Raw genomic sequence first — 16,094 nt, forward strand, 5'->3', positions numbered from 1 at the left:
GGCGTTCCCGTTCTGGTCCCTTATCGTCCCGGCGACGGTACCTTCGTCCTTGAGGGTGCTGAACGACCACTCCTGGTCGATCGAGTTACCTGCCAGGTCCTTGCCGCTCACCACGACCGTGTACGTCGTGTTGAACGTCAGCGCCGCCGAGGGCGTTATTGTTGCTACCTCACCGCTCCATGATAAGGTGCCAGGGATGCCGTTGACGGTGATGAGCACCGAGGTGATGTTCATCGTCTCGGAGAAGGTGACGCTCATCGTGACGTTCAGGGCCAACGCGCTTCCGGTCGGCGTGAAGGTGATGGTCGGAGCGACCGTGTCGACCATGAATGAGACCGTGGTCTCGTTGGAGTTACCGGCCAGATCGTAGGCCTGAACCATGACGGTGTGGTTACCGTTCTCGAGGCCATTGAACACCTGGCTCGTTCCGCTCACGGTGGTCCAAGCGGCATTGTCGATGCTGACATTGTAGTAGGCGATGCCCACGTTGTCACTGGCGGCCCATTGCACCGTCACGTTGCCGGTGTTGTTATACGAGCCGTTAGCAGGCGAGGTTATGGTCAGCGTCGGAGCGGTAGTGTCGACGACGAAGGCCACCGTGGTCTCGTTGAAGTTACCGGCCAAATCGTAGGCCTGAACGAGGACGGTGTGATCGCCGTCATCGAGACCGATGAACTCATAGCTCGTTCCGCTCACGGTGGTCCAAGCGGCATTGTCGATGCTGACATTGTAGTAGGCGATGCCCACGTTGTCACTGGCGGCCCATTGCACCGTCACGTTGCCGGTGTTGTTGTATGCACCATCGGCGGGTGAGACGATATCAAGGGCCGGAGCAGTGGTATCGTACACGACCGTCACGTTCATTATGGAACATCGACCGGTCGAATCGGTGGCCGTCAGGATGATATCGTTCACACCGAGGGCGAGATCGAAGGTGGCGGTCCAGGAATAAGTGCCGTCACATATCCCAGACCCACCCGTTCGCTCATTAGACCAGGTGATGACGTTCCCCCCGAAGCCGCCATAGGCGGTTCCGGAGATGGTGATGCTGGCCGCATTGGTATAGAACGGCGAGGATACCGGGCAGGTCATTTCTAGCGTCAGCAACGATGCGACCGGGAAGAGGTCCGAATTGCTCCCGCCATCGATCGCGTATGGCGTATCGACGATGCCGTCGCCATCGGCGTCCGGCGCGGTCCAGTCGCTCCAATGGTTGCCGTACGATGACGAGTTCCAATAGTTCGTGCATTCATCGTATGCCTGCACCTGCGATGAGTTGTACATTGAAGAAGCGCCATTGTTGTTCGTCAGCACATTATAGAAAATATGGTTGAAATTGCTCGATCCATACAGGTAGATGCCGTAGTCGGTGCAGGCGTTGCAGGTGTTGTTGGATATGATGTTGTTGCTCGATCCTTCCAGGACGATGCCATAGGAATTTTCGCTGCAGGTGTTGTTGGATATGAGGTTGTTGCTCGATCCGTCCGGGAAGATGCCTACGTGATCGTTGTTGCAATCGTTGTTAAAGATGGTGTTGTAGTTGCTCTGCATGAAGAGATAGATGCCGAAGCGACCATCATCGCTACAATCGTTGTTGGATATCGTGTTGTTGCTCGATCGGTACAGGTTGATGCCGCAGTCTGAATTTTCGGTGCAGTCGTTGTTAATTATAGTGTTGTTGCTCGATTTGTACAGGTAGAATCCGTAATAGTTACCATTGCAGTCGTTGTTAGATATGGTGTTGTTGCTCGATTGGTCCAGGCAGATGCCGTATGATCCACTGTTGTCGCAGTTGTTGTTGGATACGGTGTTGCTCGATCCGCACAGGTAGATGCTTACCTGATTATCGACGCAGGTGTTGGAGGATACGGTGTTGTTGCTCGATTCGTACAGGTAGATGCCGTAGATATTGTTGCTGCAGCCGTTGTTCGCGATGGTGTTATCGCCACCATTCTGGACGAAGATGCCATATTTGTTGTTGTTGCAGTCGTTGTTCGCGACCACGTTGTTCGAGGACGTCAGGTTTATCCCGGCCTCGGTGTTGTCGTGGCATTTGTTGTTCGAGATAGCGTTGCCGCTACCATCCAGGACGGAGATGCCGTTGGTGTTATCGTAGCAGTCATTGTCAGATATGATATTGCGGTCCCCTATCAGGAAAATACCGAAGAAATTGTTGCTGCAGGTGTTGTTGGACACGTTATTATCGTTGCTGCCGTTCGATAATGAGATGCCGCGGCCGCCACTATCGCTGCAGGTGTTGTTGGAAACGGTATTGTTGCAACCGCTCGATATTCTGATGTTGCTACAGGTGTTGTTCGATATCGTGTTGAAGTCGCACAACCCCTCCAGATCGATGCCATTACCGGTGCAGTTGTTGTTCACTAAGGTGTTATTGCTCGAAGAGGACAAGAAAATGCCATAGCTGCCACCGGTGCAGGTGTTGCTCACCAATGTATTGTTGCTCGATGAATCCAACCGGATACCGCTATCGCCATTGCCAGTGTCGGTGTTGTTGGATATGGTGTTGCTGTCCGATTGGTATAGGAAGATGCCGTTGGAGCTGCAGTCGTCGCAGGCATTGTTAGATATGACGTTGCTGCTCGACACGTACAGGTAGATGCCTATTTCATTTTCGCTGCAGGTGTTGTTCTTTAAACGGTTAGATTCACAGTGTTCGATCAGGTAGATGCCGTACGCGGTGTTGTCGTTGAGATCGTTGTACTCGATAACGTTGTTGTTAGAGCTGAAAGCCAGATGGATGCCGTTGGAGTTGTTGCCGCAGGTGTTGTTCGATATCGTGTTGAAGTTGCTGGAGGATGCCAGACAGATGCCGTGGTAGGGCGTGTCGTTGCAGACGTTATTATCTAACACGTTGTTGCTTGATGTATCCAACCGGATACCGTTTTCGCCATTGCCAGTGCAGGTGTTGTTGGCAATATCATTGTTCGAGCTTGATTGTATCAGGTTGATGCCGCTCACTAGGTTGTCATCGCAGTAATTGGAGGAGACCATTATGTTTGTAGAGGACCGAAGTAAGATCCCGTTGATGTTATTATTGCAGTCGTTGCTGGTGACCGCACTGCCGATGGATTGGCGGAGGAATATTCCCCCAGAATAGGTGAAAGTAGAATGATTGCTAAAGGTGCACGTGTTGTTCGTCAGCTGGTTATTATTGCTCAACAGAACATAAATGCCACCTTCGGTGTTATTGATACAGTCGTTGTTGGTTATGACGGTGCCATCCGAATACCATATGTAAATGCCCCTATAGACGTTATCACTGCAGACGTTGCTCGATATGGTATTGCCCCATGATTGTTCTAAATAGATACCTTCGTTAAGATTTCCATTACAATTGTTTCCCGAAATGGTGTTAACCGACGAGCGGGTTAAATAAATCCCATTGATATTGTCATTGCAGACGTTGTTCATTATCAAGTTGCCGTTGCAAGATGATATGATAATACCAACAGCGTTGCCGTTACAGGTGTTGTTGATCAGTTTAACGTTTTCACATGCGCCGAGATAGATTCCAGCTTTGCCCCCACCGGTCGCCCCGTAAAGGTGGCAGTCGCGGATGGTCAGGTAAGCGTTCGTGTTGTGAATGTAGATGGCATAGCTACCATTGCCGTTGATCTCGTAGCCTTGGATGAGATAGGGATTGTCCACCGTACCATTGCCAGGAAATCCCGCTGACGCCAGCGCGCCATTACCATCAATGGATATGGGATCGTGCACCTCAAAGGCGGCGGCCGTTCCCACCATTCCGGAAGAAAGGAATATTGCGGTGATCAACAACGCTATTAAAAGCCCAACCGATCTAGCTAACACTTTACTCAAGAGAATGCTCCCCCAATCGAGATGAAAGGGGGGAACAGTGACCAATGTCCTAATGCTTTCCTTTGTTCTTTCCAAACTGAGAATTCTATGGATCATTAGATCGGTCGGCTTGGAGACGGCTTTCAACGAACCTACGTCCATCGCCCCATTGCTCACTAAAGCTCTTCTATGACAATTCTTTAATAGTAATTTAGCCAACGGTGGAACGCATGCGATTGAAGTTGCCATATGGGGAGAAGGGGACCATCGAGGCAGAGGTGCCAGATGTCAATCTGGCCAGGATAGCCGGGCCCAATGAGGTCTGTGGGTCTGCCAAGAAGATCGACCATGCGCTTTCCCACCCCTGCGGCGAGCGCTCCCTGGAATCGTTCCTTGAAGGGGGAGAGGACGTCGTCTTCATCGTCAACGACGGTACTCGCCCCACGCCCACCGCCAAGGTCCTGGACGCCCTGGCCGATCACATGAACCTGCACCAGGCACGTTACCTCATCGCCACCGGCGCCCACCGCGGCCCAACGGAGGAGGAGCTGCGATTCATATTCGGAGATCGTTTGGAGATCTTGCGCGATCGCATCTTGGTCCATGACGCCCATCTTTCTCCGACCGTACATCTGGGCATCTCCAAGAACGGCACGGACATGGACGTGAACCAGGTAGCGGTGGATGCTGACCGCCTCATCATAATCACCAGTGTGGAACCTCATTACTTCGCCGGTTACACCGGAGGAAGAAAATCGTTCCTGCCGGGCGTGGCCTCGTTCAAGACCATTGAACAGAACCATAAGTTGGCCATGAGACCGGAGGCAAAAGCGCTCGTCCTGGAGGGAAATCCAGTGCACGAGGACATGATGGACGCCTTATCGGTGGTAAAGAAGGACATCTTCTCTATCCAGGTAGTGCTGGACCGTCATCAGGAGATCTACCGGGCGGCGGCCGGTGAACTGCATGATGCGTTCCACCAGGCCATCGTCTGGGCCGATCAAGTGTTCTCGATCGATATTCCGAAAAGATACGACGCGGTGATCACCGTAGCGCCGTATCCAATGGACGTGGACCTGTACCAATCACAGAAGGCCATCGACAATGCCAAGTGGGCCTTGAAGGAGAGCGGAACGCTCATCCTGGTCTCCAAGTGCCGAGAAGGTGTGGGAGACGATACTTTCGTGAAACAGCTCAGCCGTTCCCCGGACCCTCGGACCATCCTGCAAGCTCTGACCGAGGAGTACAGATTGGGATATCATAAGGCGGCCAAGATGGCCGAGATCATGTGCCAGGCGGAGGTGTGGGCGGTCACCGATCTGCCGACCGGAGTGCTGGAGAGAATGAACGTCACTCCCTTTCCCAGTCTGCAGGAGGCGGTGGACCGATTGCTTTCAAATAAGCCTGACGCAGAGATACTGGTCCTGTTGGACGGCAGCGTGACCGTACCGAAGGTGCGTGAACATGAGTGATACCATCGATGCCAAGAACCTGCAGAAGGTGAAGAAGGAACTGATGACCTGTACCTATTGCGGGTTCTGCAAGAGCGTATGTCCGACGTTCAAGATTATAGGCTGGGATGCCAGCGTGGCTCGGGGAAGGATGGTGTTGGCCTATGGGCTGCTGCAGAAGGAGGTGCCGGCCGACCCTTCAGTATTGGAATACCTTTACCAGTGCACCACCTGCAAGGATTGTGAGCGCCGCTGTCCCTCCAACATTTCCGTGGTGAACGTGGTGGAGAGCGCCCGCCGTGACCTGGTGGCCGCCGGACACATGCTGCCCCGCCATCGCGCCATCGTCGAGAAGGTGGTGAGGACCGGCAACCCGTATGGAGAGACGGATAGCGTGCCGGAGACCTTGGGACGCCATCCAAGGAAAGCCAAGATAGGCTATTTTGTCGGCTGCACTGCCACCTACCGGGACAGGGAGCTGGCCGAAGCCACCATATCCATACTGGACAAGCTGGATGAGGACTATACCCTGCTGGACGAGGTCTGCTGCGGTAGCGTACTGCAGCGCATCGGAGTTCCCGAGGAAGAGGTGGAAAGACTATGGGAAAGGAATCTGGAGAAGATCCGTTCTCTGGGGGTAGAGAAGGTCATCTACTCCTGCGCTGGCTGCTACCGCATGTTCAAGGAGGAATATCCTAAGCGCTTCGATCTTGGGTTCGAGGTGCAGCATATCACCGAATATCTGGCGGAGAAAGAATTGAAACTTCGTCCGATGAAAGGGGTGATCACCTATCACGACCCATGCCATCTGGGTCGGCACTGCGGTGTCTACGACGCTCCCCGAAAGATACTGTCCAGCATACCGGAGGCGGAGTTCAAGGAGATGGGTCGGAACCGGGAGACGGCGGTCTGCTGCGGTGGAGGGGGTGGCGTTCGTTCCGCTTACCCTGAACTATCAAAGGCCATCGCCGGCCACCGCGTGGACGATGCCTCGTTCGCCGACCTGCTGGTGACCACCTGCCCGTTCTGTGTGAACAACCTCAAGGCCGGAGCGGAAGGTCGCCCCGCACCTGAGATCGTGGACCTGGTCCAGCTGGTGGACCGACTCTTGTGAGAGGTGGACATGGCCAGAGTTCGTACCTATGGCGGCATCACCGAGGCCCTGGCGGAATGGCGGCGCCTGGGGGTTCCAGAAGGTACCTTTGGCCGTAGTGACCTGACGAGCAAGCGGTTCATCTTCTTGGACGACATCGTCCGGAATGACGCCTTGACGCTGGTGCAGGAAGTGAAGGTTCGGGGAGGGCAGGGATGCCTGTGCAAAGGGGAGAGGGCGCTCATAGCCATCACCCCAGTGGTACTGGAAGCGATGCTTATGGGGGGAGCGACCCCGGAGAAGGTTCAGGAGATGACCTTGGCCTGGAAGCGTCGTGATCAGGAGGAGGCGCCGGTCTTCGAATGGTCCGGTGGGTCAATGGACCTCTCCCGACCAAGAATAATGGGCATTTTGAACGTGACACCTGACTCTTTTTCCGATGGGGGGAAACATTTTGATGTCGAAGCGGCAGTGGCGCGAGCGGAGCAGATGAGGTCCGAGGGAGCCGACCTGATCGATGTCGGCGGAGAGTCCACCAGGCCCGGTGCGTCGGTCGTTCCGGCCGATGAGGAATGGGCGCGCATATCCAAGGTCATCGCCAGGGTGAGCGAGGAGGTCGGCCTCCCTGTATCGGTGGATACCAGGAGACCGGAGGTAGCCCGGAAGGCCTTGCGCGCCGGGGCTTCCTTGGTCAATGACGTATCAGGGCTAGGCGAGGAGATGACGACAGTCGTACGGGATGCTGGTGCCGGAGCCTTCATCATGCACATGAGGGGAGAACCGGCCAACATGCAGTCTGACACTCAATACGTGGATGTGGTAGGGGACACCTATGCTTTCCTCGAGAAGCGTGTGGAGCAAGCTGTCCGCAAAGGGGTTCGATGGGAAAGCCTGGCGGTCGATCCCGGGCTGGGTTTCGGCAAGGACCTTAAGGGCAACCTGCAAATAATGCGACGACTGGACGAATATCGCTCCCTAGGGAGACCTGTCCTGTTGGGTGCGTCGCGCAAATCCTTCGTGGCCCGGGTCCTGGATGGGGAATCTACCGATCGTTTGGAAGGTAGCCTGGCCTCGGCAGCGGTGGCATGCTGGCAAGGCGTTCGATTGTTCAGGGTGCATGACGTCAAGGAGACGGTTAGGACCGTTAAGATGGTCCATTCGATAATGGAAGGTCGTTAACCGAAGCTCACTAAGAGCGTTATGGCGATCAGCACCACCGCGACGATGGCGAACATGAACATGTTCCTATTGCGCTCCTTTTGTTGCTCGCCTTTCATTATGGCTTTACATTCTTCGGAGCAGTATTCCTGACCCTCGTCCACTGGTTCATCGCAATTCAGACAGTGGGAATGCTCTGGTAGAAGGGACAACTCGATCTCCTCGTACTTGGAAAGGAAAGGGGGGAGATAAGGGTTTAGGCTGAACGAGGTCGCAGAAAGAGCATAGCGATGCTCGATGCCATTACGACCTTCAGAGCGTCGACCAGCAAAAAGGGCAGTACGCCTAGGGCGAGAGCCTCCCAAAAGTTAAGGCCGAGCAGTAGGGCCAGCTGCCCTGCTCCCAGAGCATAGATGACCACCATGCCCAAGGTCATGACCGCTAGGACCTGTCCACCGCTCCAATGCTGCCTCCTCTCCACTAGTTCACCCATTATGCCGGCGGCCAATACAAAACCGAGCAGGTATCCCCCGGTGACCCCTAACAGGGCGGCCGTCCCCATCATCCCGGTGAACCAGCCGAAGGACGCACCCATGCCCAGGTACATCACCTGGCTCAAGGTTCCGAAACGTCCCAGGACCGCGGCCCCAAGCAACACCATCAGGATCTGGCCAGTAAGCGGCACCGGTGTGAAAGGGAGAACGAAACGCACCTGAGCGGCCAAGGCCGTCAGCAAAGCGAAGAGCAGGGCCGCGCTCAGCTTGGTGATCAAGCTGGACTCCTCCCTCCAGCGGTATAGCGGAGCAGAGGCCGATAGGCGGAATCTCATGACCGTTTCGTTAATATGCATCGGGGAAAGGGAATGACCGTGGCGTTCATAAAGATTTGCTGCGTCATACCTGGTCCAGTTGGTGATTGTGGAGGACAATTAGGCGATAATCTGTGTTATTCGCATAGAAATTACGAAAAATAGATAATGTCAACATAGTACAGCGGAGCTTTCATGTGAAGGTCGACGGAAAGTTGGATGGCAAGGTTTAATTGCCATCAGGGGGTTTTTGGGGAACATGTGGAAGGTGTTCGGCGAAGAAGGTGTCATGGTCCAATTCGGGTCCATATGGGCAGAAAGGATGAGGGAACTGTCCAAGAGACGCAAGGACCGACCGCGCTTCCTAGAATTACTGGAACAGGCCGAATTCAGCCATTACCTGGACATTCACCAGAAGTTGCATGTCTTCAAGATGAAACTGCCCGAGACCTGTAACGCCGATGATGTGCAATTCCTTAAATCATTCATACAGAGGATCATCAAGAGCGTGGAATATCCCATGGTCGAACTAGATGACGAGGAGCAGATGGCGGCCCTGATCATCACTGCCGTGGAACCGGAGGACGAGCACCGGCAACGCATGTCTGAATGGTATAAAATGAAAAAGGCAGAGGATAAGAAGATGAAAAAGGATTGATGGGTTAGACGGCGTAGGCCGCCCCCACCATGATCTCCAGTTTTTCCAGCTTAATTCCGGGGTCCTCGGAGTTCTGGACCCGGACCCAGTCCCTCAGTTTTTCCAAGGCCTTGCCACTATCCATGATGTCCATGGCCCGGGCGACGCCCTCGTTCAGACTGGAAACGTTGCCATTGAGGTATAGTATCGGAGCCGTGTTCAGGGCCACGATGTCCCGACGGGCTCCCTTCTCCTCTCCGGACAACACCCTGATGAATCGAATGGCTTCCTCTTCCCTGTCCAAACTGCTGAGGATGACCTTCTCCTCCCCCGTGGACAGCCCCATCTTCTGCGGGGTGATCTCGTAGTTGGTGATCTCCCCATCCTGGTGGAACTCGGCCATGATGGTTCGGCCCAAAGTTGATAGCTCGTCCATTCCCCGTTGGCCGCTGCCGTCCAGACCGTGGGCCACTATGCCCTTCTTGTACCCCATCTCTCGCATGGTCTTAGCCAATGGCCGCACCAGGTCAACGGAGTACACTCCGCGCACCCCGATCTCAGGTGAGGCGGGGTTGGCCAGAGAACCGGCCACGTTGAGGATGGTGCCGAAACGTATCTGCGATAGAATGCGGTAAAGCGCCTGGGGATGCACCTTGGCGCTCATGCCGTTGAAGAGCCCGATACCGGCCACTTCCACGCTGCGCTTAACTACTGACGGGTCGCATTCCACGTCCACGCCCAGGGTCTCGGCGATGTCGACTATGCCGCATTTGGATGTGATCGCTCTGGCTCCATGCTTGGCCATGAAGACCCCGTCGGCAGCCGCGACCACCGATGCCAAGGTGCTGATGTTGAAGGTCTTAATGCGGTCCATACCGGTGCCGCAGTTCTCAACCAGCGGTCCGGAGACCTCCGGTCTGACCTTGACAGTGTCTATCTCGTATATCGCTTCCCAACTACCGGCGATCTCCTCCGGCGTGGCGCCTATGGCGGTCAGAGCGGCTAAGAAGGCGCCTTGCTGCAGATCGGGCTGCTTGTTGAGCAACACCTCACGGAACATATCTCGGGCATGGCTTCGCCCGATGTGCTCTCCTTTGATCAGCGCGTCGACCTTCGCTCCGAAATCCCTCAGATCATTTTCCATTTGTAGCACCTTTCTTCAGATCGTTATCACTGCCTTCATACCCTTACGGACCGAGGCGTATGCGAAGGCTTCCCTCGCACCTTCAAGTGAGAATCGCCCGGTCAGTAGCCAGTTAAGATCCAGTTCGCCTTGGCGCAGTATCTCCACCGCCTTACGGTTATGCCGGCTGGAATTGCCGTAGCTGCCGATCAGGGTCTGCTCTCGATAATGGATCTCACGCACGTTCACCGGCAGAGGTGAGTTCTCCTTTCGGGGACCGGAGAACACACATATCCTTCCGCCTGAAGCCAGTAGAGCGAACGTATCATGGTCCAAGCGGACGTTGGGTGTGCATGGGATGATCACGTCCACCCCCTCTCCCGAGGTCTCTTCCATGATCATCTGCCTTAGGATCGTGGGATCGGGAACCGACAAACGGTCGTAGAGCCCTTTCGGCGCCGCTTTGAGACGCTGCGGCTCCATTTCAGTGACAAGTACTTTTTTTGCCCCCATTAGCCTGGCCAATTGGGCGTTGATGCATCCAAGCGGTCCAGCTCCCATGATCAAGACCGTGCCCCCTTCGCCGACAACGAGCTTTTCTTGGGCATTGATGCAGCACGCTAGAGGCTCGGCCAGGGTGAGATGTACCGGATCCGCTCCGCCTATGGGTACCAGGCGGGAAACGTCCTTGACCGCCAGTTCCTCTGCCATGCCCCCGTCCTGATTAAAACCCATGATACCGATCTTGAGACACAGATGGTCGTTGCCTGAGAGGCAGTGACGACAATGGCCGCACGATTCTCCGGGCCAGACCTGCACCCTGTCCCCTTCTCTGAGAAGAGAGCTAGGATCGCGCATCTCCATTATCTCAGCGGTGACCTCGTGGCCTGGTATCCGGGGGTACCTTAGGTCGCGGTGGCCGTTCTCCAACATCTTGACGTCGGTCCCGCAGACCGCGCATGCCAGGACCCTTAGCAATGCCCCTCCGGACGGACAGACTGGGTCTTCCGTATCAGTGATCTTCAGATCACCCGGGGAACACATAATGGCCGCCTTCATACACCCACCTTAAGTTGAGTTGGATATATCATCCAATTATTTAATTGATATGAACGTTCAAGGATTCGATAGATATCGGACGGCCATTGCGTTCATTATCTGCCATGACCGCTCAGTGAAGTGATTTAAACATGGAGCATCCTAGGTCGTGGCATGGGTTCCGCCACGCGCAGGGCATTGGTCGTGACGTTGATATTGCTGACGCTCACCGTATGGTCATCCAGCTACTTCGATGGTTCAATGACGAATGGAACGCCACAATTCAATTTCGAAACCTTTGACCTGAATACTGCGGTGGATTCGGAACCATATACCGACCTTTTCCCTCTTGCGGATGTGGAAATGCACGCGGAGGGAGCGTTGTATACTGTGACGGTCACCTTCCGCTTCAATTTGCTCGACACGACCGAGATGGATGTCTGTGATGGCGCATCGGTTGACCTGAAGAGGATGGTCATCAACTCCTACCAGACCATCCAATCGGGCTACACTGACGATCAGGGTACGATCGTTTTCAACAATGTCAGCGGGGGCACATATCTGGTGCGGATCGAGTCTGATGACGACCGCTGGGTACGGGTAGCGGATGGCAGCAAAGCCCTGGACCCCAATTACTATTGGAACACACAGCAGTTCACATTGGTTGGAGACCGACAGCTCGAATACAGCATCTCTGACCAGACCAGGGGGGCCTGGGCCATCTACCACGACCTTCGGGAAGGAGCGGACTGGTTATGGGAGCAGACCGGTTGGCAGCGTTCATCGGTCACGGTGGTGTGGCCGGAAGGGGATTGGCCCCACTCCCATGGGGATGTCATTCACATACCATCGGACGAGGACGTCGCGGGAGCGATCTGGAGGAGCGAGATATCGTTGCATGAATATGCCCATTGCATCCATTACGAGCTTAGGGGAGGTAATTTTCCGTCCGGGGACGGTCCCGATCCCCATTATATTGACAGTGAGTCCTCACCAGGCTTCGCCTTCAGCGAGGGTTGGGCGCAGTTCTTCGAACGGGCGGTAGGGAACGATCCGGAGCGTAGTGACGGAAGCTCGCTCGAGAGCACCTTGTTCGCGGATGGCCCCTTCGGGAACGGCGACGAAGGGGACATGGATGGTGCTGTGGTGGAGGGAGCGGTGGCCAACCTGTTCTGGGACATCTACGACGGTGTGGACTCGGAGGACCGGGCTCCAGAAAGTGAACGGGGCGATCAGGTCGACAGGGAGTTCAGCGTTCTCTGGGACATCATGTATCGAGAACAACCTAACGATGTAAATGACATCAAGAGAGCGTGGCCACTGCGTGATGCGGACGTTCAGGCCATATTCCAAAACGCTCGTATACCCATGGAGCTGGACCCGCCCTCGAACCCCACGTCCTTCTTCTCCAGCCATGAAGTGGATGTGGGTTCCCTCGACAGCACCCTCTACCTACGATGGCTGGGGGCGGCGGACGATGGGAGCGGTGTATTGGGGTATTCGATCATCATCGATGGACAGCCCCATTCCGCCCCGGACAAGGTCATGGACCAGAACAGCGATCATCTGACCACCGTGTCCCTGACCCCGGGGGTGTACTACATACACATCAGGACCGTTGACCAGGACGGCAATTGGGCGGAGGACGTCTACAGCATCGGGCCGTTCGTCATCTCCGAAGGGGCGGTCCCGATCGACGAACCGCTAATTCCCGAGGGCAACGATCTCAATGCCCTGCTAGGGCTGGTGGCAGTAGTGAGCATGGTCGGCTTGGGACTGTTAATGATATTTTCGTTGGATAAAAGAAGGGGGCGATCGGCACCCCCGGCGAGGATCAATCACCTGGCAGGCAACTGTCCATACTGTGGGCGCCTTGACCAGGGAGGATCGTTCTGCCCTTACTGCGGCGGACGTTTGAGGTGATCAAGTGAGAAAGTCGGAGAGGGAGATCACGGACCTGGACGAGCTGGATCAAGTGATAATGAGGGCGGAGGTCTGCAGACTTGGAATGGTGGACGACGGTGAACCATACATCGTGCCCATGAACTTTGGATATAGGCGAGGTGTTTTTTTCTTCCATTGCGCCCAGGAGGGTAGGAAGCTGGACATCATTCGCCGCAACCCTGGAGTATGCTTTGAGCTGGAGAGCGATGTTCGTTTGATCGGCGGTGACCGACCATGTCAATGGACCAGCAGTTTCCGCAGCGTCATTGGTATGGGAAATGCCACCGTGGTGTTGGATGATATAGGGAAGAGGGAAGGTTTGGAAGCGATCATGGATCACTACGCCAAGGGACCGTTCGACTTCGACGAGCACCCGCTTTCCTTGACCGCGGTGATCCGCGTGGTGGTGGAAAGAATGAGCGGCAAGCGTTCTAAGCACTGACCTTGACCACTTTACCACCGTAGCGCTCCACGATGTATTCCTGCAGAGGCAGCTCTTTACCACTGTGCTTGAGCGCTTCGTGCACCAGATGCTGAAGCCCGCCGCAGCATGGCACGTCCATGCGGATCAGGGTGATATCCTTGATATCGTTGCCTTTGAATATCCTGGTCAACTTTTCTACGTAGGCCTGGAAATCGTCCAGCTTTGGGCAGCCGATTATGGCCACCCGTCCAGCGATGAAATCTCTCTGAACGTTTCCGCAGGAGAAGCCGGTGCAATCGGCCGCAATGAGCAAGGACGCGCCCTTGTATGCCGACGTTACCTCCGGGGCAAGGTTCAATTGGATGGGCCAGTTCTGTAACTGAGAGGTAATCTCACTGGCCTCGGCAGGTTTTGATGGCATGATCACCATGGGGCGGGAGCTGTTGCAGGAGTGCGCCTCCTGATCACGAGTGGATGCCACCCACTCCTTGGCCGCTTCCTCGTTGAAGGGTTCGGCCTCTCTCTCCTCGATGGAGAGCGCTCCTTCCGGACAATGTCCTAGGCAAGCTCCGAGGCCATCGCAGTACATGTCCTTGACCACCTTGGCCTTGCCGTCCTTTATGACAATGGCGCCCTCGGCGCAGGAAAGTATGCACTCTCCGCAACCGGTGCACTTCTCCTCGTCGATCTTGATCATCTTCCGTTTAATCTTTGACATTACCTTTATTCAAACACATTGTCCATTTAAGGGGTTTACCATCCTCGGTCCTGAACGCACTAATGAAACCCCTTAACCGGCGGCTTATCTGTGGTCTAAATGAGACCGCCCCATACTTTTACCCCAGGCTCCAGAACTTATGAGGCCGGGATATCAACCGCTGGTTAGGATCGGGGAGCGTCCGACACGGCTTCTGTAGTGCTATTACATTGTGTAAAGACAGGATGTTGAGGACTTGGGCCAAGTCGATAAAAGAAAGAATGCGGGGGTGGCAACATGGAGATATTGCCTTTTACACATACCTCTCCCTGTAGCGCATTAGCTCTTTCCAGAAGACCGGTGTGAACAATACGAGGACGGCTATAAATTCAAGACGTCCAGCCCACATGGTGAATATCAGAACCAATTTGGCCGGGTCCGGAAGCAACCCGTAGGTTCCAAAGGGACCGATCATCCCTATTCCCGGACCGCCGTTGGAGAGCGTGGCGACCGCTGCGCTCATGGATGTGGCAGGGTCAACTCCAAGAATGATCAGGGTTACTACCGCCACCAAGGCGGTGGCGAAATAGCACATGACCATGGCCATTACCGAGGACATGGCTTCTTGGCTCAGTGGTCGGCCGTCGATTTTTACATTGAACACGGAACGGGGATGCACAGTCTTGTGCAGAGCTGACGCGATGAACTCTCGAGACAGATAGAAACGGGCGGTCTTAATACCACCAGCCGTAGAACCGGTGGAGCCACCGATGACCATAAGGGCGAACAGCAGGAACACCACGGCCTTGTCCCAGATCGCAAAGTTGGACGTGGCAAAGCCGGTTGAGGTGAGCACGGAGACCACTTGGAACATAGAAATGCGCACCGTGGTCTCAAGATCGTGTAGCGCCCCTCCCCACATGACGAATGTGATTATGGCCGTGGCGGCCAGAATAAGAAATACATAGATCTTGAACTCGGAGCTCTTCCAGTATCTTTTTGGGTCCCGGGTGGTCATTGCCTGGAAGTGCAGATAGAAGTTCGTCCCTGCCAGGAACATGAAGGCTATGACGATCCACTCTACTTCCGCCGAGGCGTAATATGCGATACTGGTGGAGTGGGGTGAGAAGCCCCCGGTGGACATGCTGGAGAACATCACACAAAGTGAATCGAAAGCACCGATGCCGGCCAGCAGAAGCAGGCCCAGCTGCGCGGCTGAAAGTAATATGTAGATGTAATGGAACTTCCGCGCCTCCTCCTGAATGCGCATAGAGAAGTTCTGGACGTCCAAACCGGGAAATTCGTTCTTGAAAAGGTTGCGGCCTCCCACACCCAGCATGGGGAAGATGGTTACGAATATCATGATAACCCCTGCGCCGCCAAGCCACTGGGTGAAGCTCCTCCAGAAGAGTATGCTCTTCGGCCAGGCCTCAATGATCGCCGCGTTGTCATAGCCCATGATGGTGGAGCCGGTGGTAGTGAACCCGCTCATGGTCTCGAAAAGGGCATCAACAATGCCCATGCCGTGAAGAACGAAAGGTATGGAACCCATTACTGTTAAGGCCAGCCAACCGGTCGCCACTACGAACATCGCCTCCGTCGGCCGAGTGTTCTCCGGTGCCCGGTAACGCATGAGCAGGAGTATCCCGGAGATGAGAGATAGTAGGAGGGGGAATATCCAAGGACGGGGATCCTCGTGGTATATCATGGAAACAATGTAGGGAAATATCAGGGCGATCCCCATGTAGACCAGCAATATACCGAAAATGTGTGGGATGGCGCTCTCCTTACGCGCGATCTTGTTGAAGAGGTCGCCCACGTCCAGGTCGAGACGGTCGAATAAATATGCCAGACGACCGAAGCCCCTTCTCAACTTCTCATAATTGCTGGCCATAGTTTTTC

Annotated in this window: 13 protein-coding genes; 6 read left to right on the forward strand and 7 right to left on the reverse strand. The window is 55.0% G+C overall.

The annotated features are described in order from the left end of the window. Positions 1-3,765: NosD domain-containing protein (locus tag VMW85_01320; GenBank protein HUT26676.1), on the reverse strand; the 3,765-nt coding region annotated here is incomplete at its 3' end. Positions 3,766-4,049: 284 nt separating this feature from the next. Between VMW85_01320 and larA the strand changes: the two genes are divergently transcribed. Genes larA through folP form a run of 3 tightly spaced genes read left to right on the forward strand, consistent with a single transcriptional unit; the run spans position 4,050 to position 7,542 of the window. Beyond that, entirely contained in the window at positions 4,050-5,291 is a 1,242-nt protein-coding gene (gene larA, locus VMW85_01325; protein ID HUT26677.1) for a nickel-dependent lactate racemase, read from the forward strand. Next, a complete protein-coding gene (locus VMW85_01330) occupies positions 5,284-6,384 on the forward strand; it encodes a (Fe-S)-binding protein (protein ID HUT26678.1) in 1,101 nt (366 codons plus the stop codon). Before larA ends, VMW85_01330 begins: the two co-directional genes overlap by 8 nt. A gap of 9 nt (positions 6,385-6,393) precedes the next feature. Further along, a complete protein-coding gene (folP, locus tag VMW85_01335; GenBank protein HUT26679.1) occupies positions 6,394-7,542 on the forward strand; it encodes a dihydropteroate synthase in 1,149 nt (382 codons plus the stop codon). Here folP and VMW85_01340 read toward each other — a convergent pair. Further along, entirely contained in the window at positions 7,539-7,733 is a 195-nt protein-coding gene (locus VMW85_01340) for a DUF2116 family Zn-ribbon domain-containing protein (GenBank protein ID HUT26680.1), read from the reverse strand. The two genes, folP and VMW85_01340, sit on opposite strands and share 4 nt — an antisense overlap. 44 nt (positions 7,734-7,777) lie before the next feature. Continuing rightward, on the reverse strand, positions 7,778-8,371 hold the full coding sequence (locus VMW85_01345; protein ID HUT26681.1) for a biotin transporter BioY: 594 nt from the start codon (positions 8,369-8,371) through the stop codon (positions 7,778-7,780). 217 nt (positions 8,372-8,588) lie between these two features. On the opposite strand from VMW85_01345, the gene VMW85_01350 reads away from it, so the two are divergent. After that, entirely contained in the window at positions 8,589-8,987 is a 399-nt protein-coding gene (locus VMW85_01350) for a hypothetical protein (protein HUT26682.1), read from the forward strand. 4 nt (positions 8,988-8,991) lie between these two features. Here VMW85_01350 and trpD read toward each other — a convergent pair whose 3' ends face one another. Together trpD and VMW85_01360 are read right to left on the reverse strand one after the other, a co-directional pair. Beyond that, on the reverse strand, positions 8,992-10,110 hold the full coding sequence (gene trpD / locus VMW85_01355) for an anthranilate phosphoribosyltransferase (protein HUT26683.1): 1,119 nt from the start codon (positions 10,108-10,110) through the stop codon (positions 8,992-8,994). A 15-nt stretch (positions 10,111-10,125) separates the two neighbouring features. Further along, a complete protein-coding gene (locus tag VMW85_01360; GenBank protein HUT26684.1) occupies positions 10,126-11,148 on the reverse strand; it encodes an alcohol dehydrogenase catalytic domain-containing protein in 1,023 nt (340 codons plus the stop codon). Between the two features lie 153 nt (positions 11,149-11,301). Between VMW85_01360 and VMW85_01365 the strand changes: the two genes are divergently transcribed. Together VMW85_01365 and VMW85_01370 are read left to right on the forward strand one after the other, a co-directional pair. Then, entirely contained in the window at positions 11,302-13,050 is a 1,749-nt protein-coding gene (locus VMW85_01365; GenBank protein HUT26685.1) for a zinc ribbon domain-containing protein, read from the forward strand. A gap of 4 nt (positions 13,051-13,054) precedes the next feature. Further along, positions 13,055-13,513 carry a pyridoxamine 5'-phosphate oxidase family protein gene (locus tag VMW85_01370; protein HUT26686.1) on the forward strand — a complete coding sequence of 153 codons (459 nt, stop codon included), beginning with the start codon at positions 13,055-13,057 and terminating at the stop codon, positions 13,511-13,513. On the opposite strand, the gene VMW85_01375 is transcribed toward VMW85_01370, so the two are convergent. Together VMW85_01375 and VMW85_01380 are read right to left on the reverse strand one after the other, a co-directional pair. Then, positions 13,503-14,213, reverse strand: coding sequence for a 4Fe-4S binding protein (locus tag VMW85_01375; GenBank protein ID HUT26687.1), 711 nt, complete (start codon positions 14,211-14,213; stop codon positions 13,503-13,505). The two genes, VMW85_01370 and VMW85_01375, sit on opposite strands and share 11 nt — an antisense overlap. Before the next feature lie 292 nt (positions 14,214-14,505). After that, complete coding sequence (locus VMW85_01380) at positions 14,506-16,086, reverse strand: TrkH family potassium uptake protein (protein ID HUT26688.1); 1,581 nt, start codon at positions 16,084-16,086, stop codon at positions 14,506-14,508. Between the last annotated feature and the right edge of the window lie 8 nt (positions 16,087-16,094).

The organism is Methanomassiliicoccales archaeon, assembly GCA_035527755.1.
Taxonomy (GTDB): domain Archaea; phylum Thermoplasmatota; class Thermoplasmata; order Methanomassiliicoccales; family UBA472; genus UBA472.